At 43.0% G+C, this 19,512-nt stretch carries 19 protein-coding genes, 1 riboswitch and 2 other annotated features; of the genes, 4 read left to right on the top strand and 15 right to left on the bottom strand.

All coding sequences use genetic code 11. From position 1 onward, the window contains the following. The first annotated feature begins 23 nt into the window (after positions 1–23). Positions 24–1,372 (top strand): IS3 family transposase gene (locus ADJ60_RS11000; protein ID WP_152907437.1). Its coding sequence is split into 2 segments (ribosomal slippage): positions 24–465 and positions 465–1,372, totalling 1,350 coding nucleotides; the frame shifts between segments, so codons are not numbered across the junction. A 52-nt stretch (positions 1,373–1,424) separates the two neighbouring features. On the opposite strand, the gene ADJ60_RS03330 is transcribed toward ADJ60_RS11000, so the two are convergent. Further along, entirely contained in the window at positions 1,425–1,880 is a 456-nt protein-coding gene (locus ADJ60_RS03330) for a GNAT family N-acetyltransferase (RefSeq protein ID WP_049543458.1), read from the bottom strand. Positions 1,881–1,949: 69 nt separating this feature from the next. Here ADJ60_RS03330 and ADJ60_RS03325 point away from each other — a divergent pair, with 69 nt between their 5' ends. After that, a complete protein-coding gene (locus ADJ60_RS03325) occupies positions 1,950–2,609 on the top strand; it encodes a prepilin peptidase (RefSeq protein ID WP_049543457.1) in 660 nt (219 codons plus the stop codon). On the opposite strand, the gene trpA is transcribed toward ADJ60_RS03325, so the two are convergent. The 14 genes from trpA to ADJ60_RS03250 form a co-directional block, all read right to left on the bottom strand. Further along, positions 2,581–3,357 carry a tryptophan synthase subunit alpha gene (gene trpA / locus ADJ60_RS03320; RefSeq protein WP_049543455.1) on the bottom strand — a complete coding sequence of 259 codons (777 nt, stop codon included), beginning with the start codon at positions 3,355–3,357 and terminating at the stop codon, positions 2,581–2,583. The genes ADJ60_RS03325 and trpA overlap by 29 nt on opposite strands. Further along, positions 3,350–4,573, bottom strand: coding sequence for a tryptophan synthase subunit beta (gene trpB / locus ADJ60_RS03315; RefSeq protein ID WP_004256047.1), 1,224 nt, complete (start codon positions 4,571–4,573; stop codon positions 3,350–3,352). Before trpB (ADJ60_RS03315) ends, trpA begins: the two co-directional genes overlap by 8 nt. Next, positions 4,551–5,150, bottom strand: coding sequence for a phosphoribosylanthranilate isomerase (locus ADJ60_RS03310; RefSeq protein WP_049543453.1), 600 nt, complete (start codon positions 5,148–5,150; stop codon positions 4,551–4,553). Before ADJ60_RS03310 ends, trpB (ADJ60_RS03315) begins: the two co-directional genes overlap by 23 nt. Continuing rightward, a complete protein-coding gene (trpC, locus tag ADJ60_RS03305) occupies positions 5,137–5,904 on the bottom strand; it encodes an indole-3-glycerol phosphate synthase TrpC (protein ID WP_049543451.1) in 768 nt (255 codons plus the stop codon). The genes ADJ60_RS03310 and trpC overlap by 14 nt, the downstream gene beginning before the upstream one ends. After that, positions 5,901–6,905: an anthranilate phosphoribosyltransferase gene (gene trpD / locus ADJ60_RS03300; RefSeq protein ID WP_049543449.1), complete on the bottom strand. Its 1,005-nt coding sequence runs from the start codon at positions 6,903–6,905 to the stop codon at positions 5,901–5,903. The genes trpC and trpD overlap by 4 nt, the downstream gene beginning before the upstream one ends. A gap of 10 nt (positions 6,906–6,915) precedes the next feature. Beyond that, positions 6,916–7,482 carry an aminodeoxychorismate/anthranilate synthase component II gene (locus ADJ60_RS03295; RefSeq protein ID WP_049543447.1) on the bottom strand — a complete coding sequence of 189 codons (567 nt, stop codon included), beginning with the start codon at positions 7,480–7,482 and terminating at the stop codon, positions 6,916–6,918. Continuing rightward, positions 7,479–8,840 (bottom strand): anthranilate synthase component I, encoded by a 1,362-nt coding sequence (trpE, locus tag ADJ60_RS03290; RefSeq protein ID WP_049543446.1) that lies wholly within the window; start codon positions 8,838–8,840, stop codon positions 7,479–7,481. Before trpE ends, ADJ60_RS03295 begins: the two co-directional genes overlap by 4 nt. A 323-nt stretch (positions 8,841–9,163) precedes the next feature. Next, positions 9,164–9,389, bottom strand: a binding site (T-box leader). Beyond that, positions 9,386–10,564 carry a tryptophan synthase subunit beta gene (gene trpB / locus ADJ60_RS03280; RefSeq protein WP_000208440.1) on the bottom strand — a complete coding sequence of 393 codons (1,179 nt, stop codon included), beginning with the start codon at positions 10,562–10,564 and terminating at the stop codon, positions 9,386–9,388. It overlaps the preceding feature by 4 nt. 162 nt (positions 10,565–10,726) lie before the next feature. Further along, positions 10,727–10,952, bottom strand: a binding site (T-box leader). A 40-nt stretch (positions 10,953–10,992) separates the two neighbouring features. Further along, positions 10,993–12,222 carry a DegT/DnrJ/EryC1/StrS family aminotransferase gene (locus tag ADJ60_RS03275; protein WP_049543444.1) on the bottom strand — a complete coding sequence of 410 codons (1,230 nt, stop codon included), beginning with the start codon at positions 12,220–12,222 and terminating at the stop codon, positions 10,993–10,995. A gap of 42 nt (positions 12,223–12,264) precedes the next feature. Next, positions 12,265–12,957, bottom strand: coding sequence for a sugar transferase (locus ADJ60_RS03270; protein WP_049543443.1), 693 nt, complete (start codon positions 12,955–12,957; stop codon positions 12,265–12,267). A gap of 130 nt (positions 12,958–13,087) precedes the next feature. Continuing rightward, positions 13,088–14,830 (bottom strand): ABC transporter ATP-binding protein, encoded by a 1,743-nt coding sequence (locus ADJ60_RS03265; protein WP_049543442.1) that lies wholly within the window; start codon positions 14,828–14,830, stop codon positions 13,088–13,090. Further along, positions 14,820–16,565, bottom strand: coding sequence for an ABC transporter ATP-binding protein (locus tag ADJ60_RS03260; protein WP_049543440.1), 1,746 nt, complete (start codon positions 16,563–16,565; stop codon positions 14,820–14,822). Before ADJ60_RS03260 ends, ADJ60_RS03265 begins: the two co-directional genes overlap by 11 nt. Before the next feature lie 54 nt (positions 16,566–16,619). Beyond that, positions 16,620–17,255 (bottom strand): DUF421 domain-containing protein, encoded by a 636-nt coding sequence (locus tag ADJ60_RS03255; protein WP_000174451.1) that lies wholly within the window; start codon positions 17,253–17,255, stop codon positions 16,620–16,622. After that, entirely contained in the window at positions 17,252–17,707 is a 456-nt protein-coding gene (locus ADJ60_RS03250) for a DUF3290 family protein (RefSeq protein ID WP_000675328.1), read from the bottom strand. Before ADJ60_RS03250 ends, ADJ60_RS03255 begins: the two co-directional genes overlap by 4 nt. A 133-nt stretch (positions 17,708–17,840) precedes the next feature. On the opposite strand from ADJ60_RS03250, the gene ADJ60_RS03245 reads away from it, so the two are divergent. Continuing rightward, positions 17,841–18,668, top strand: a complete 828-nt coding sequence (locus ADJ60_RS03245; protein WP_049543438.1) for an exodeoxyribonuclease III — start codon at positions 17,841–17,843, stop codon at positions 18,666–18,668. A gap of 11 nt (positions 18,669–18,679) precedes the next feature. After that, entirely contained in the window at positions 18,680–19,066 is a 387-nt protein-coding gene (locus tag ADJ60_RS03240) for a bleomycin resistance protein (RefSeq protein ID WP_049543437.1), read from the top strand. 231 nt (positions 19,067–19,297) lie between these two features. Continuing rightward, positions 19,298–19,393, top strand: a riboswitch (purine riboswitch). Positions 19,394–19,512: the final 119 nt, after the last annotated feature.

Raw genomic sequence — 19,512 nt, 5'->3', positions numbered from 1 at the left:
CTAACTTTTGGGGTGTTTTTATTATGAAATTAACTTATGATGATAAAGTTCAGATCTATGAACTTAGAAAACAAGGATATAGCTTAGAGAAGCTTTCAAATAAATTTGGGATAAACAATTCTAATATTAGGTACATGATTAAATTGATTGATCGTTATGGAATAGAGTTCGTCAAAAAAGAAAAAAATCGTTACTATTCTCCTGAATTAAAACAAGAAATGATTGATAAAGTCCTACATGAAAACTGGTCTCAAGATAGAGTTTCTCTCGAATATGCTCTCCCAAATCGTGGTATGCTTCCAAATTGGATGGCACAATACAAGAAAAACGGGTATACTATTGTTGAGAAAACAAGAGGGAGAGTACCTAAAATGGGACGTAAACCAAAGAAGAAACCCGAAGAGATGACAGAGTTAGAACGACTTCAAGCAGAAAACGAGTATCTGAGAGCGGAGAATGCTGTCCTAAAAAAGTTGAGAGAACTCCGCTTGAAGGAGGAAAAAGAGAAAGAAGAAAGACAGAAATTGTTCAAGAATTAATCACTGATTTTTCGTTAGATATTCTTCTAAAAACCATTAAACTCGCTCGTTCGACCTACTACTATCATTTGAAACAGCTAGACAAACCAGATAAGGATCAAAAGCTTAAAGCTGAAATTCAAGCTATTTTTACCGAACAAAAAGGAAATTACGGCTATCGTCGAATCCATTTAGAATTAAGAAATCGTGGTTATGTGGTCAATCATAAAAGAGTTCAACGCTTGATGAAAGTGCTCAATTTACAAGCTAGAATCCGCAAGAAACGCAAGTATTCTTCTCATAAAGGAGATGTTGGCAAGAAAGCAGACAACCTTATTCAACGCCAATTTGAAGCAGCTAAACCAATGGAAAAGTGTTATACGGACGTGACAGAATTTGCCATTCCAGCAAGCGCTCAAAAGCTTTACTTATCACCAGTTTTAGATGGCTTTAATAGCGAAATTATCGCCTATAATCTTTCAACTTCACCCAACTTAGAACAAGTAAAAACAATGTTGGAACAAGCATTCACAGAGAAGCGCTACGAGAATACGATTCTCCATAGTGACCAAGGCTGGCAATATCAACACGATTCTTATCATCAGTTTCTAGAGGGTAAGGGAATTCAAGCATCCATGTCACGTAAAGGTAACAGCCCAGACAACGGCATGATGGAATCTTTCTTTGGTATTCTGAAATCGGAGATGTTTTATGGTTATGAGAAGTCATTTGAGTCGCTCAACCAATTGGAACAAGCCATTGTAGACTATATTGATTACTACAACAATAAACGAATTAAGGTAAAACTAAAAGGACTCAGTCCTGTGCAATACAGAACTAAATCCTTCGGATAAATTAATTGTCTAACTTTTTGGGGTCAGTACAGAACCAAGGCTTTTTTGATTTCTATCTAAACTTTTTCATAAGGTATTTTCGTGCAGGTGCTTCAACTATTTGAACGATTTCAAATCCTTCTTTTTGATAAAGGTGCTGAGCTGCTTGATTTGCCTCGAAGACATTTAGAGAAATACTATCTATGTCTCCATTTTCAAAGACCAAACTAACAAATTTCCTTAAAGCCTGCCTACCTAAGCCTTGTCCCTGTTTCTGGGGATTGATAAAAAAGCGTCCAATATGAAGATTGCTGTCTTCTTGCCTGATTTTCTGGATAACCCCCACAAACTCTTGTCCTTCAAAGATTGAAAAGATTCCTTCCAACTCTTGCAAGACTTGAAGGGTCAGTGGAAAAGGAATCTTTGGTCCCATCCATTGTTCCTGAAAATCTTTCCCCAGGGAGTTGGACCATTGGCATACGAGCTGAGCATTTTCTGTGCTCACATTTTCTTCAAAACGAATTGTCATCTCGACCTCACTATCTTGTCTATGTTTCTCCATTATACTACTTCTCCTATTTTTTACGAATAGATAAGTATGATTGATTTTTATTTTTTTCTTGTCGGGAGCATTCTCGCTTCCTTTCTTGGTTTGGTCATTGACCGCTTTCCAGAGCAATCTATTATCCAACCTGCTAGTCACTGCGATTCCTGTCAGACTCGCTTGCGTCCCTTAGATTTGATTCCTATTCTCTCGCAGGTGCTCAATCGCTTTCGCTGTCGCTACTGCAAGGCTCCTTATCCTATTTGGTATGCCCTCTTTGAACTAGGTTTAGGACTCCTCTTTCTGGCTTGGTCATGGGGCTGGCTTTCCTTGGGGCAAGTCATCCTAATCACTGCTGGTTTGACTCTGGGCATCTACGACTTCCGTCATCAGGAATATCCCTTACTAGTCTGGCTGACTTTTCACCTAATCCTCATGGCTTTCTCTGGCTGGAATCTAGTCATGGTCCTCTTCCTTGTCCTTGGAATTGTGGCTCATTTTATCGATATCCGCATGGGCGCAGGGGATTTTCTCTTTTTAGCTTCTTGTGCTATCGTCTTTAGCGCAACGGAGTTACTTATCTTGATTCAGTTTGCTTCTGCAACAGGGATCCTAGCCTTTCTCCTGCAAAAGAAAAAGGAAAGACTTCCTTTCGTGCCCTTCCTCTTACTCGCGGCTTGTGTAATTATTTTTGGTAAGCTACTGCTTGTTTGATAAAGTCCTGAATCGGCTCTCCCTCGTGGAGAGCTTTTACAATTTTCGAACCAACGATAACACCATCTGACACTGCATTAAAACGTTCGACATCGGCTTGACTAGACACCCCAAAACCTGTCAAGACTGGGATGTCAGCCACTTGATGCAATTGTGCCAAGTGCTTGTCCAAATCAGCACGGTAATTGCCTGATTTCCCTGTCACCCCATTGATGGCAACAGCATAAACAAAGCCTTCTGCCCCTTCAATCAACTCTTTCTGACGCTCAATCCCTGTGGTCAAGCTTACTAAAGGAATCAAAGCAATGTCTGTGTCTGCCAAAAAAGGCTCTACAAAGTTGGCATGCTCATGAGGCAGGTCTGGAATAATCAAGCCCTTAACCGCTGTATCTGCCAAACCTTTAACAAAATTCTCCACACCGTACTGAAAGAGGGGGTTGAAGTAGGTCATGATGACCAGCGGAACCTCTGTTTCAATGGTTTTCAAGGTTTCAACCAAAGCCTGGGTAGAAGTCCCGTGGGCTAAACTGCGCAAGCCAGCTTCTTCGATAACAGGTCCATCTGCAACAGGGTCTGAAAAGGGAATACCAACTTCAATAGCCGAAACACCCAAATCTTCTAAAAAGTGAATTGTTTCTCCGAGTCCATCCAAACCTTTCTCATGGTCTCCAGCCATGATATAGGGAACGAAAATTCCTTTTCCAGCTGCTTTTATAGCGTTTAATTTTTCTGTTAGTGTCTTAGGCATAAGTTTCTCCCTTCTTTACTGCATCTGCTTCCAAGCGGTCTTTGACTTGAACCACATCCTTGTCCCCACGACCTGATAGACAGACAATCATAGACTTTTCTGGTCCAAGTTCTTTGGCCAATTTCACTGCAAAGGCGATCGCATGGCTAGATTCCAAGGCTGGGATAATCCCTTCCACACGAGACAAGAGTTGGAATCCTTCCAAGGCCTCTTCGTCTGTCACAGGAACATAGCTGGCACGTTTGATATCGTGGTAGTGAGAATGCTCTGGACCGATACCAGGATAGTCCAAACCTGCTGAGATCGAGAAGGCTTCAAGAATTTGACCATGGGCATCTTGGAGCACATCCATGAGGGAACCGTGAAGGACACCCGGACGACCCTTGGTCAAGGTAGCTGCGTGATGCTCTGTATCCACACCAAGTCCTGCTGCTTCAGCTCCATACATAGCTACTGATTCATCTTCTACAAATGGATGGAAGAGACCGATGGCATTAGAACCACCACCAACACAGGCTACTAAGGCATCTGGTAGATTTTTACCTGTCAAGTCACGGTACTGTTGTTTAGCTTCTCGACCAATAACACTTTGGAAGTCACGAACGATTTCTGGGAATGGATGAGGCCCCAAGGCAGAACCAAGGATATAGTGGGTATCATCAATATTAGCTACCCATGAACGAAGGGCTGCATTGACCGCATCCTTGAGCACGCGCGAACCGTCTGTCACTGCCTCAACCTTAGCTCCCAAAAGCTCCATACGGAACACATTGAGGGCTTGGCGTTTGACATCTTCCTCACCCATGTAGATAGTACATTCCATGTTAAAGAGGGCTGCAGCAGTTGCAGTTGCCACACCGTGCTGACCAGCACCTGTTTCAGCGATAATTTTCTTTTTACCCATGCGTTTAGCCAGAAGAACTTGTCCCAAGGCATTGTTAATCTTGTGGGCCCCTGTATGGTTAAGGTCTTCACGTTTAAGATAAATCTTGGCTCCGCCGATATGCTGGGTCAAGTTTTTTGCGTAGTAAAGGGGAGTTTCACGTCCTACATACTGGCGCAAGAGTTGGTTTAATTCCTCTTGGAAACTTGGGTCTGCCTGACTTTCACGGTAGGCCTTCTCCAACTCCAAAACTGCTGTCATCAATGTTTCTGGGACAAAACGTCCACCGAATTTCCCGTAAAATCCATCTTTATTTGGTTCTTGATATGCCATTCTTTACCCTCTCTATAAATCTTCTAATCTTTTCATGATCTTTTTGTCCATCTGTCTCCACTCCGCTTGATACATCTACTGCATAAGGAGTAAAGTGTTGAATTGCTTGTACTACATTGTCTTCATTAAGCCCACCTGCGATAAAGAAGGGCTGAGTTAGTCCAATCGTATCCAGTTGAGCCCAGTCAAAGGTCTGGCCACTCCCAGCCACAGGGGCATCAAAGAGTAGATAGTCTGCCTGAGAATTGGGCACATGACCCTCTCCATCCACCTGCACAGCCTGAATACTGGCACAAGGTAAATTCTCAAATAAATCATCTGCTACCTGACCGTGAACTTGAACCAAATCCAAACCAACTTTGTCAATGACTTCTAGCAGTTGAGCTCGACTTGGTGAAACAAATACGCCGACCTTTTTGACATCTGTAGGAATAAGCTTTGCCAGCTCAGTAGCTTCTTCCAAGCTCACCTCTCTTTTACTGGGTGCGAAGACAAAACCGGTGTAGTCTGCTCCTGCTGAAACGGCTGTTTCCACCGCTTCTTTGGTCGATAGTCCACAAATCTTAACCTTTGTCAATCTGCAACTCCTTGATTCTTTGAGCCACATCCTCTGCCTGCATAAGAGCTGTCCCAACTAAAATTCCATTAAAGGATGGTGCTACTCGTTCCGCATCCTGCCCTGTGAAAATGGCAGATTCAGAAATGTAATAACGACCTTCCTCAAAGTGCTGGGCCAAATCTACACTGGTCTGCAAGTCGACCTCAAAGGTAGTCAAGTTGCGATTGTTGACACCGATAATTTGAGCTCCAAGGCGGTGAGCTACCTCTAGTTCAGCTAGATTGTGAGTTTCCACCAAGACTTCCAGACCAAGCTCTGTCGCATAGTCATACAGTTCCTTAAGACGTTCTTCGGACAAGGCTGCCACAATGAGCAGGATGACTGTTGCACCTGCATTGCGAGCTCGGATGATTTGCTTTTCATCGATGATAAAGTCCTTGTTGAGCGTTGGAATCTGTACCTGACTGGAAATCTCCCGTAGATAATCCAAATGACCTTTAAAGAAAACTTCATCTGTCAGAACAGAAATCATCACTGCGCCGTTCGCTTCATAAGTCTGGGCCTGTTGCACAATATCCACATCGAGATTGATATCTCCCAGACTAGGGCTAGCCTTCTTGACTTCAGCGATTACCTGTAAACGGTCTTGGTGTTGTTTTAGATAGTCAGCCAAGCGATAGGTCTGGCGCAGGGGCTGGATTTCCTCCAGTTCCATCTGCTCAACCTCACACGCCTTCTGCTCCAAAATTCGTGCTAAAAATTCCTGACTCATTTTTGATACTCCTGTAACAGTCTGAGTTTTTCAAGAGCCTTGCCACTAGCAATCACTTGACGGGCCAAGGCAACTCCTTCCTTGATGCTAGCTGCCTTACCATTAGCATAGAAACCAAGACCAGCATTTAAAACTGTCGTTTCCAAGAATGGACTTGGTTCGTTTTTAAGAACGCTGAGCAAAATTTCTGCATTTTCCTGAGCGTTACCTCCACGAATATCTTCGATAGCGTAGCGTTCCATTCCCAAATCCTCTGGAGTAAAGCTTGACAAGGTAATTTCGCCATTTTCAAGAAGAGCAATATTGGTTGTTCCATTCAAGCCGGCTTCATCCAAACCTTCTGGTCCAGCAACCACGATGGCACGTTTGCGACCCATATTTTTCAAAACCTGAGCTGTACTTTCTAGAAGTTCTGGACGGCTAATTCCAAGAAGCTGTGTTTCCAAAGCCATTGGGTGAATCAGGGGACCAGTCAAGTTCATAATCGTTGGAATTCCTAGTTCCAAACGAGCTGGCATGATGTATTTCATAGCTGGGTGCATATTTTTAGCAAAGAGAAAGACGATGCCAGTTTTATCAAAGACCTTACCTAGTTCAGCTGGTTTGAGGTCTAGGTTGATGCCCAAGGCTTCTAGGACATCTGCAGAACCAGATTTAGAAGAAATCGAGCGGTTACCATGTTTGGCCATGTGAACACCGCCACCAGCCAAGACAAAGGCTGCAGTTGTGGAAATATTAAAACTGAAAGACTTGTCCCCACCTGTACCACAGTTGTCCATGGCATCATGAATCTCAGTTGGAATATGTTGGGCATGTCCTCTCATGACTTGGGCAATGGCTGTGCGTTCTTCAGGTGTTTCCCCCTTCATCTTAAGGGCCAAAAGGAGAGAAGCAATCTGCGCCTCCGTTACTCGCCCAGTTACGATACGCTCAATGACATCCGTCATTTCCACACCTGATAAATTTTCAAATTTTGCTAGTTTTTCAATAATCTCTTTCATCCTAGTTTCCTCACTTTACAACCTTGTCGATAAAATTCCGAATAGAAGACAAACCATCTGGCGTTCCAATGCTCTCTGGATGGTACTGGAAGCCATAAATCGGTAGGTTTTTATGTTGAATCCCCATGATGGCTTGGTCATCAGTCGAACGAGCTGTCACTTCAAAGTTTTCTGGCATTTCTTCAATCAAAATACTGTGGTAACGCATGACCGCACGGCCATCTTCGATACCTTGATACAGAACAGATGGCGCTTCAAAGTTGATATTGCTCTGTTTCCCATGCATGACTTTTGGAGCCAAACCTAACTTACCACCAAAGACTTCTGCAATGGCTTGGTGACCCAAACAAATCCCTAAAATCGGCTTCTTACCTGCAAAATCACGAATCATGTCTTCCATCTTACCAGCATCAACTGGCCAACCAGGACCAGGAGAAAAGACCAGACCATCTGCTTTTTCAGCTTCTTCATACAGCTTGGGATCATCATTTCTCAAAACCTGAACTTCTGCAAAATTCCCAATGTATTGGGCCAAGTTATAGGTAAAAGAATCATAGTTGTCAATCAATAAAATCATGGTCTTAGTTCTCCAATTCTAGTCATAGATTTAGCCTTGTTAATGGTTTCTTGGTATTCGTTTTGGGCGATGGAGTCGTAGACAATCCCTGCCCCAGCCTGCACATAGGCTGTTTGATTTTTGAGAATCATGGTTCGGATGGCAATGGCGAAATCCATATCACCCGTCGCAGACAAGTAGCCGATTGCTCCTGCGTATACGCCACGTTTTTCTGTTTCCAGTTCATAGATACGTCTCATGGCCCGAATCTTTGGTGCTCCTGAAACTGTTCCAGCTGGAAGTGTGGATTTCAAGGCATCCATGGCAGTGAGTTCTGGAAGCAACCGTCCTTTCACAACACTGGTCAAATGCATGACGTAGCGGAAAAGCTCTACTTCCATATACTTGGTAACTTGAACACTGGATGTTTCAGAGATGCGGCCAATATCGTTACGACCCAAGTCCACCAGCATTCGATGCTCTGCTGTTTCCTTCTCATCAGAAAGCAGGTCTGTCGCTAAGGCCTTGTCCTCTTCATCCGTTTCTCCTCTTGGTCTCGTCCCTGCAATCGGATTGGTTGTCACGATGCCATTTTTGACAGAAACCAAACTTTCTGGACTAGCACCGATGATTTGATAATCACCAAAGTCATAGAAATAGAGGTAATTAGAAGGATTAGTCACGCGGAGATTTCTGTAGAAGTCAAAAGGATTTCCAGTAACCTCTGCTGAGAAGCGCTGACTGAGTACACATTGGAACATATCACCATTACGAATCAAGCCACGAGCGGTTTCCACCATTTGCTCAAACTTCTGAGGAGCGATATGGGGTTTGAAGTCCAGCGGAGATAGATCCAAGTCTTCAAATTCATTTGGAGCAGGAATGCGTAATTCCTCAAGCACTTGCTTCAAGGCTGCTTCCAAATCTTCTTGACTGCGATCGCTATAAAGAGCATCTTCGATGACATGGATTTTTTCCTTCTTGTGGTCAAAGACCATGTAGCTCTCATAGACAAAGAAATGCATGTCTGGAGTCCCAATGGTATCTTGAGGGATTTGGCCGATTTCCTCATAGAGCGAAATCATATCGTAACCCACAAAGCCAATGGCTCCCCCACCAAAAGGGAGGTCTGAATGGTGTTGGCTCTTATGAGTCACTTCATAAAGGAAATCCAAAGGATCCCGATCAATCACTTGCCCATTTTGATAAAGAACTCCATTTTCAAACTGAATCTCAAAAACTGGATTATAGGCTAAGATAGAAAAACGAGCGGTTTCCTTGTCTCTCGGAATACTCTCTAAGATCACCTTGTGTTGCCCCTTTAGGCGCATATAAGCCAAGATTGGTGATAAGACATCTCCATGAATGATTCGTTCCATTGTATTTCCCTTTCAGTTTCTTATTTTTAATTTTTATCTTTTTTCTATTTCCCTTAAATAGTGCGGACGGGAGGTAAAATTATCCAGTGGATGATTTTAGAAATCCATGAAATGAAAGATCTAATTTTTGAGCCATGTGTCTCAAAAATTCCGTCCTAGAGAAGCATCTTTGCTTCTCTAGGATACCACTATGGCGGGAAACATCTTTTAGAAACTCACTTCGTTCGTAAATATTCTATAACGACCTATTTATTGAAAATATTTAAAAAATTAATCGCAATATCTGCGGTAAATATATAAAAATCCCCACGCAAAATAACTTGCGTGAGGACGAAATTCGCGGTGCCACCTCAATTATAGGATTTCTCCTATCTCTCATTCCTGTCTCAGATACCTCCTGTAACAGGCTGTGCGATAAAGGGCACTCCCTTGAGAATTATGTTTTCTTCTCTTGTTTCAGATGGACCCAACCTTACAGCTTTCTCTGCTTGTTTCCAGCAACCACAAGCTCTCTATGAGAGAAAGGACTGTAATTTTTCCATCTATTATTTTTTAGCTTCTAGGTAGTCTGCAATCGCAGCTACGTCCTTGTCTCCACGACCAGAGACATTGATGATGATAATTTCATCTTTACTTAGTTTCGGTGCACGTTTAACCGCTTCTGCGATGGCGTGTGAACTTTCAATCGCTGGGATAATTCCTTCAGTCTTGCTGAGAAGGAGCAAGGCTTGAACAGCTTCTTCGTCTGTCGCTGCTACATATTCCACACGACCTGAATCTTTAAAGTAAGCGTGTTCTGGGCCAACCCCTGGATAGTCTAAACCAGCTGAGATAGAGTAAACTGGAGCCAGCTCTCCATCTTCCTTAAAGACTGCATAGGTCTTCATACCATCGACAATTCCGATACTACCTTTTGTCATAGTAGCTGCGTGCTTGTCTGTGTCAAGTCCATGACCAGCAGCTTCGACCCCAACCAATTTAACTTCTTCATCAGCCACATACTGTGAAAAAGCACCAATGGCATTGGAACCACCACCTACACAGGCAATAACGTAGTCTGGTAAACGACCTTCTTTTTCTAAAATTTGACGACGAGATTCTTCACTGATGACCTTTTGAAATTCATGAACAATTGTAGGATAAGGGTGAGGACCCACAGCAGATCCCAAAACATAGAAGGCTTCAAGGTCATTCATCCATGCTCCAAAGGCTGCATCTACCGCATCCTTGAGAGTTCGTGTCCCTGTTTCAACTGCGTGAACAGTTGCTCCCATCATCTCCATCCGGAAAACATTGAGACGTTGACGTTCCACATCCTCTGCTCCCATGTAGACATCACAGGCCATACCAAACTTGGCTGCAGCCGCTGCTGTCGCAACACCATGTTGACCAGCTCCTGTTTCTGCGATCACTCGTTTTTTGCCCATACGTTTAGCCAAAAGAATTTGTCCTAAAACATTGTTGAGCTTGTGAGAACCCAGATGATTAAGATCTTCGCGCTTGAGATAAATCTTAGCGCCACCTAGGTGATCTGTCAAACTTTCTGCAAAATAAAGCGGTGTTTCGCGACCTGAATAGTCTTTCAAGTAATGACGAAATTCTGCCAAAAACTCTGGATCATCCTTGTATTTGTCAAATGTCACTTCCAACTCATCCAACAAAGCCTGAATCGGCTCCGGTACAAAACTACCACCAAATTGTCCAAAATAACCTTTAGTTGTCATAAAATTTTCCTCTTTCTGTATGAATCCGGCCTTTTTGTTTGCTTTTAGTAGTAGGCAAGGAGCTGTAGATAGAACTCAAGTTCATCAAAGCGACTTAACGCCCTAATAAAAGATAAACAAAACGACGGATAGAAAAAAGCCCACACACAGAAAATTACTCTGTGTGAGGGCGTTGGTAACGCGGTGCCACCTCAATTATAAAGGGACTATCCCCCTTTACATCTCTACCTTGTCTAACAACAAGTTGCACTGTAAGGTGTGCGCACCGAATTTTCATTGTTTCAAATTCATTTTTAAAATCAGCCCACTTTCACTACTTCCAACCACCTGTTCACAATCACCACAGGCTCCCTGAAGATCAAAAATAGTTACTTTTCTGATTTGTTGAACTTATTTTAATACTTTGTTTTTTCTTTGTCAAGACTTTTTTACGATTTTTTTGATAAAGTTAGCACTTTTTCAGAAACTGTTTTGAAAGTCTCAATGATATAGTCCACTTCTTCATCGCTTAATTTAGTATGAAGAGGGAGGGTAATTTCATTTTCAAAGAAGGCATAGGCCTTAGGATAGTTCGCCATGTCAAAACCAAGATTCTTATAGGCTGTCAAGAGCGGAAGCGGTTTGTAGTGGACGTTACTTGCAATGCCTGCTTTGGCTAATTCTTGGATGATAAGATTGCGTTCTTCTAGGCTCGCTCCTTCTACATGGGTAATGTAGAGGTGGCGTGAAGATTCGACAGTATCAGTCTTGTGTGCCAAAGGATGGATGCGAGAACCTGCAAAACCACGATCATAGCGGTCCACGATGTCCTTACGACGTTCTAGCAAACTTGGGTAACGGCCCAATTGTACCAAACCAAGGGAAGCCATGATATCGGTCATATTGCACTTGTAGGCTGGTGTGATGATATCGTATTCCCATGAGCCCAATTGCATCTTAGCTAAAGCATCCTTAGTTTGTCCGTGAAGGGAAAGAATTTGGAATTCCTTGTACATCTCTTCGTCGTCAATCGCTGGATTAGATTTCCAAGTGGCACTTCCACCCTCTGCAGTTGTAAAGTTCTTAACCGCATGGAATGAGAAGGAAGTAAAGTCAGCGATAGAACCAGCTGGTTGACCCTTGTAATTTGATCCCAAAGCGTGGGCACTATCAGAGACAATCACAATACGGTTAAAGGCCTGTTGCCACTTGCTTGAAGCGGTAAAGAGGTCACGTTTTTTCTCCACGACTTGGAACAAACGGTCATAGTCGCAAACAATCCCTGCAAGTTCTACTGGGATGATCACCTTGGTCTTTTCAGTAATGGCTTGCTCAAGCAAGTCATAGTCCATCTCAAACGTATCTGCTTGGATATCCACCATGACAGGGGTCGCCCCTACGTGAGTGATAACACTACATGAAGCTGTATAGGTCATGGCTGGAACGATGACTTCATCACCAGGTCCTACTTCCAAAACACGCAAAATTAACTCCAGAGCGGCTGTCGCAGAGTTGAGACAGACAGTCTTAGGCGTCTGTGTGTATTGAGACAAGCGACGCTCTAGTTCTTTTGTCTTAGGACCTGTTGTAATCCAACCAGAACGCAGGGTATCCGCTACTTCAGCAATTTCTGCTTCCGTAATATCGGGTGGTGAAAATGGAATATTGTAATTTGGCATTGATTTGCTCCTTTTATCTGTACTCATTTTCTCATGACTACTTTATTTTAGCACTTCAAACACGGTTTGAAACATGATTTTGATGTCTCCAAGGAAACTAAACTCTCGGAGATAGGCGAGGTTATAGCGCATCTTTTCAGGAAGAACATTCTCCACATAGGCCTGGTCAACCGACAAACCTTTCTCCGTCATTTGACTAATAATGGTGTCCTCATCCTTGTAGTTGATGCTGGCTGGAGAGGTAATCCCTGCTGGCAAAAGCAAGGTTGCCATCATTTCAGGGCTATACTGCTCTGTGTAACGTGGCACTTCAGGACGTGTCCCAACAAAGGACATCTCACCTTTAAGGACATTGACCAGCTGAGGCAGTTCATCCAAACGCACACGGCGGATGAAATTGCCAACCTTGGTAATGCGGCTATCGTTAGCAGAAGTCACCAGACTCCCTTTTTTATCCGCATCCGTCACCATGGTACGGAACTTCCAAATCTTGAAAGGTCGATTGTACTGGGTCACGCGCTCTTGCTTGTAAATCACTGGCCCCTTGCTATCCAACTTGATCCAAATGCTCAAGATGAGAAAGATAGGAGAGGTTAGAATCAGTAAGACCAAGGCTAGAACCCAGTCCAAGCAACGCTTAAAAATCAGCGAACCTTTCCTTTTAGAGACAAGCTGGTAGTAAGACTCAACCTCGCTTGATTTCATTTCCACGGGCAAGTCTTCCCATTTCAGCATGCTGTTTCTCCTTTGTTTTTATTATACTATTTGTCAACATTTTTCATTATACCACAAAATGGAAAAGGCGGTGAAAGAAATCTGTAATTTGAAGGATTTCCTTCTTACACTCAATGAAAATCAAAGAGTATTAAGACATGGCCCCTGCCTGCAAACTATACATCTTGTGATAGGTTCCTCCCAGAGCCAAGAGTTCCTCATGGGTTCCACTCTCGATAATGCGCCCCTTATCCAAAACATAAATACAGTTGGCGTCTTGGATAGTAGAAAGACGGTGAGCGATGGCAATGGTTGTCCGTCCCTGTCTCATCTTAGCCAGAGAAGCTTGAACCAAGCTTTCTGTTTCAGAATCAATATTGGCTGTCGCTTCATCCAAAATCAGGATTTTAGGCTGACTGGCGACTGTTCTGGCAAAGGCAAGAAGCTGGCGCTGACCAGTAGAGAAGCTCGAACCACGCTCAGAAACAGGTGCATCATATCCCTGAGGAAGTTCTTGAATAAAGGAATCTGCATCCACAAAGGCAGCCGCAGCCTGAACCTGCTCATCACTAATGTCTTGGTACATGGCGATATTGGACTTGATAGTCCCGTGATAGAGGAAGGGTTCCTGCAAGACCAGACCAATGTTTTTTCTCAACTCTTCCTGACTGTAGTTCCTGATATCCACATCATCCAAGAGAACTCTCCCTGACTGGAATTCATAAAAGCGCATGAGGACATTGATAATAGACGATTTCCCTGAACCTGTATGGCCTACAAAAGCAATGGTTTCACCCTTGTTAACCGAAAAGGAAATATCATCCAGAATCTGATGTTTACCGTCATATGAGAAACACACATGTTCAAACCGGATATTGCCTTCTTTGACTTTAGCCTGGCCATTTTCTTGAAGAGGTTCATAGGTCCTCTCGTCAATCAAGGCAAATACACGACCTGCAGACACCATGGAAGTTTGAAGGGTTGAAAAGTTTTGAGTCACCTCAATCAGGGGATCAAAGAGACGATTGATGTACTGGATAAAGGCATACATGGTTCCGGCAGTTATTCCCAGATAAAGTCCACGATAGCCAAAATAGGCCATCAAGACAGCATAACCTAAAAGTTTCAGCAAACTCATGGCAGGGCGCAAAAAGAGGGCATCCAAGGCTACAGAACGGTTGGCATAGACCAAGTGTTCTTGGTTGATTTCATCAAACTCTGACTGTAGGCGCTTCTCTTGATTAAAGGCCTGGATTATTCTGATTCCCTCGATGTTTTCGGCCAGCTTGCTATTGATATCTGACAAGAGACTTCTGGTTTTCTCAATGATTTTCACTGATTTTTTTCGATAGAGATTGACCAAAAGGAAAATCAAGGGGAGAAAGAGCAAGACTAAAGCTGTCAAACGAAAATCCAATACCAACATGGTATACAGAGTTGTCAGAAAGATGAAAACTGCTGAAATAAAGCTGGATAAAATCCCCGAAAACATATCACTGATGGTCTCAGTATCATTGGTCAAACGAGAGACAATAGAGCCTGCTGGCGTCTTGTCAAAGTAAGACATGCCCAGCTTCTCCATATTATCAAAGGCATCGCGACGAATATCCCTAACGATACTGTAGGATACCCGCGCAAAGAGAAGATTACCGACATACTGAACTACAGTTTGTAGGATATAAAGGCCATAGTAGGACAGCAAAACGGTAATGGCTAGTTGGTTAAGATTACTCAGATACTGGTCGATAAAGTGGGAAGCCACAAGGGGAATGACACTTTTGATGACCGTCGTCGCTAGGAGAAAACTGAGTGCCAAAAAAGTCAGGAGTCCATAGGGCTTGAGATAGGACATCAAGCGCTTCAATACAGCCCATTGTTCTTGTTTATTCTGCATCTTCTTCTCCTTTCATTTCCAACTGCTGAGACTGGTAGGTTTGGGCATACCAGCCATCCAAGGCTAGCAAGTCATCGTGCCTACCTCGTTCGATAATCTGTCCATTTTGCAGAACTAAAATCAGATCTGCATGGACAACTGCACTGAGACGATGAGCTGTGATAATGGTTGTCTTGTCCTTTCGCGTCTCCTTGAGATTGTCGATGATGGCATACTCTGTCTTGGCATCCACGGCCGACAAAGAATCATCCAAAATCAAGATATCAGGGCCTAAAATCATAGCCCGACTCATGGCCAGACGCTGCTTTTGACCTCCAGAAAGACTGACTCCCTTTTCACCAATCAACGTATCAAATCCCTGAGGCATGGCTACAATGTCTTGGTAAACTTGGGCTAGCTTAGTCGCTTCCTCGACCGCTGAAAGGGGCAAGTTGGGATTGCCAAAGCGGATATTGTCTAAAACTGAAGTCGCAAAGAGGAACTGGTCCTGAGGAACATAGCCCATAAGACTACGAAGATCTGTCAGACGATAGTCACGAATATCGTGGCCATTCAGATAAATAGCTCCCTTATCCACATCGTATTCACGCAAGAGAAGCTTGATCAAGGAAGTTTTCCCAGATCCTGTTTGCCCAACCAAGCCCAGCGTTTGCCCTTTTTCCAAACTAAAGTGAATATCCGTTAGTGTTTCCTCATTTTCAAAGGCAAAGCTTTCAATAGCGTACTCCAAACGCCCATTTTCAATACTTTCTAGAGGAAACTCAGGGTCTTTTACAGGTGATTCCTGAGACAAAAGTTCCTCAATCCGCTGGTAGGAAACCTTCCCACGCTGAGTGATATTAAAGAGGAAACCGATGGCCATAAGAGGCCAAACCAGCATATCCAAGTAGCTGATAAAAGTAACTAGATTCCCAACCGTGATTTGCCCTTTCTGAACCATCAAGGAGCCGACCAAGAGGGTTAAAACATAGGAGGAACCAACAAATAAGAGAACCATGGGGTCAAAGAGACTATCGTATTTCATGGTTTGGAGGTTCTTTTGGAAGGTCAATTCATTGACTTCCTGAAAGGACTTCAACTCATCTGCCTGATAACCGAAAGACTTGGTCACTTTAATACCTGATACAGACTCCTGTACCTTATTATTAAGTTCGGAAAAGGCAGCCTGTGATTCGCCAAAAGCCTTGTGGGTCTTTCTCCCTAGACGACTGGTCGCATAAGCCATGAAAGGTAAGGGTAAAATGGCAACTAGGGTCATTTGCCACGAAATGCTAAAGAGCATGGTCAGCAAGGTCACCAAAGCCGTGATAGAGGCATCCACGGCAGACATAACACCACCCCCTGCCAGACGAGTTAAGGCATTGATATCGTTGGTTGCATGTGCCATCAGATCCCCCGTCCGGTAGGTTTGATAAAAAGCTGGAGGCATTTTTGTGAAATGTTCAAATAAGCGAGAGCGCATAATCTGTCCCAAACGGTAGGAAGTCCCAAGGATATACATACGCCAAACATAGCGCAGATAGTACATCCCAAAAGCCGAAAGAAGCAAGTAAAATAGGTCAAGAAGGAGGTCCTGCTGGGTTAATTGCCCCGATGTGATGGCATCAATGACCCGCCCCATGACCATAGGTGGAATGAGATTGAGGACGGAAACCAAGACCAAGGCCACAATCCCGACTAGATAACGGCGTTTTTCTAACTTGAAAAACCACCAAAGTTTTTGAATAATGGACATAAAATCCCTTTCTGATTGCAAATGGAAACCTGAGGCCAAGACCCCAGGTTTTTCTTATTCATAGGTTACAACTGTGACGGCACCCTTGTCATACTCAGCGATAAAGATATTGGCAACATTGTCATGTCCTTGTTTGCTGAGGTTATCAAGCAACCACTCTTCGCTACGACCAATCGATTCCAAGACATCGACTTGGATCACACCGTCAGTCACAACTGGATACTTAGGATTTTCATCTCCCATTTGGACCACGATGAGTTGGCCATTTTGCTCCTGCACAGCGCATTTGACCTGTTTCATCTGGAAAATCCCTTGGCTACGAAGTTTGAGAGCAACTTCTGCTGCAGACAAACCAACTGAACGACAGGCTTCTGGGTCAATCTGCCCATTTTTGATAAGGAGAGTTGGTTTTCCATCAATCAAGCGTTTGACAAAACGAACATTGTTATTGAGCCACTTGAGGGTCAAGACCAAAATCGTCCACATCATCAAAATCACTGCATACTGGAGAATACTGATAGAACTATTGTAAATCACCCCACCAATGATACCACCGAGAACATAGTTCTGAATTTGATCTGTAGCAGAGTTAGGTGCTAGATTCCCCTTTCCTGTCACATTGATAACAAAAACAAGCGAGAAAAGACCCAAGGCCAGTTTGATTAAAATTTCCATGTAGTTGAGTGTCATTTGTTTACCTCCACCAATTCAATAGCGTCTGTTTGATGCAATTCTAATTTCTCTAAAAGATACTTGTCTGGTTGGCTCCCGTTCATGGCACGATAGAAATTTGAACCTACCTTGATAAGTGCTCCATCAGTGGCAGCTGAAGTATTGACATAAACTTCTGATTTATCCACTCCCAAGTCTTTAGAAATGACCTCTATGAAATGAAGGGAAGTTTGAAATTGATTGTTAGAGGCTTGATTGGTCTGGTATTTTGAAATTGTCACCAAAAGCATGGCTACCAAAGTCAAGGCCAAAATCATGACCAATTCACGAAACTTAGTTCCCTTTTTATCACGATAAGCCTTAAAAGCAAAAAATCCTGTGATAGCTAGGAGCACAATCCCAAAGCCAATCATGATGCCATTTTGCTGACTGATTTGGCTAAGTACATAGTCATATGAGTAAAATTTCATTTATTTTCACTCCCTTTCATAAAATCATTCTTCATTATAAACGAAAGAGAGTGATTTTTCAAGCCATACGTTGGGGAAATAGACCTTTTTTTGGTATAATAAAATCTATAATCTGAATGAAAAAGGTAACTTTATGAAACTTATCTCATGGAATATTGATTCCCTCAATGCTGCCCTAACTAGTGACTCAGCTCGTGCCAAATTGTCCCAAGAAGTCCTACAAACCCTTGTGGCAGAAAATGCTGATATCATTGCTATCCAAGAAACCAAGCTTTCTGCCAAGGGCCCAACAAAAAAACACCTAGAAGTTTTAGAAGAACTCTTCCCAGGCTACGAAAACACCTGGCGTTCTTCCCAAGAGCCTGCCCGCAAAGGCTATGCTGGTACTATGTTCCTCTATAAGAAAGATCTCACACCCACTGTCACTTTCCCAGAAATCGGTGCTCCTTCTACCATGGACTTGGAAGGTCGCATCATCACCTTGGAATTTGATGAATTTTTCGTGACCCAAGTTTACACACCAAATGCTGGTGATGGACTCAAACGCTTGGAAGAACGTCAAATCTGGGACATCAAATATGCAGAGTACTTGGCTGAACTAGACAAAGAAAAACCAGTTCTTGCAACTGGTGACTACAACGTAGCCCACAATGAAATCGACCTTGCAAATCCTGCTAGCAACCGCCGTTCACCAGGATTTACCGACGAAGAACGTGCTGGATTTACCAACCTCTTGGCAACTGGATTTACAGACACCTTCCGTCATGTTCACGGCGATGTGCCTGAACGTTACACTTGGTGGGCGCAACGCAGCAAGACTTCTAAAATCAACAATACAGGCTGGAGAATCGACTACTGGCTCACAAGTAACCGCATCGCTGACAAGGTGACCAAGTCTGACATGATTGATTCTGGTGCTCGCCAAGACCACACACCGATTGTCTTGGAAATTGACCTGTAAGGATTTTCTATATGGACTATCAAGCTGTCATTCCTGAATTTGTAGTATCTGACATCGAAAAATCACGCCACTTCTACTGCGACCTGCTAGGATTCTCTGTCGAATACGAGCGTCCAGAGGAGAAATTTCTCTTCCTCTCGCTTGAAGACTGCCAACTTATGCTAGAAGAAGGCAGCACAGAAGAATTAGCCCAACTAACCTATCCTTTCGGGCGCGGTGTCAATATTTCCTTTGGCATTGAAGATGTCCCTCAGCTCCACCAAAAACTGCTGGAAGCTGACTATCCTACCCATCGTCCCCTGACAAAAAGAGAATTTCGAGTGGGAGATAGCTTTATTTACCCTCATGAATTTGCGATTTTGGATCCAGATGGTTATTTTTTAAGATTTAGCGAGTAGAATAATAAAGGTTGGGAAAAAGTCTTTAAAGTTAAAAAGGCATATTATCAAGTCTTGAAAAATCTTGATAATATGCCTTTTATGATGGAAAAACCTTCTAAATGTTAGCCAATAAGTTAATTCTTGCCCATTTTTATTATATTTGTTCGTTTTTCAAACCAAAACACTAACAAAATATTTGATTTCTAAAGTTATTTAGTGTAAAATAAAAACATTGGCTCAAGCCTATTTGAAATTGAATATCATTTTACTTGTTTATGTCGTGAATTGGCACGACGTTTCTACAAGGTGCCGGAACACCTAACAATAAGTAAGTTATCTTGGAGGTATGGTCGTTTTTGCCATACCTATTTTGGGGACTTACTTAGAGATTAAGTAGGTCTTTTTTCTATCAGTTTTTACTTGATAGGAATCTGGAACAAGCAAATGGATTGGCTTTTAGACTT

It is taken from the genome of Streptococcus pseudopneumoniae (genome assembly GCF_001076775.1).
GTDB lineage: Bacteria > Bacillota > Bacilli > Lactobacillales > Streptococcaceae > Streptococcus > Streptococcus pseudopneumoniae_G.
This window is presented reverse-complemented; position numbering and strand designations above follow the sequence as displayed.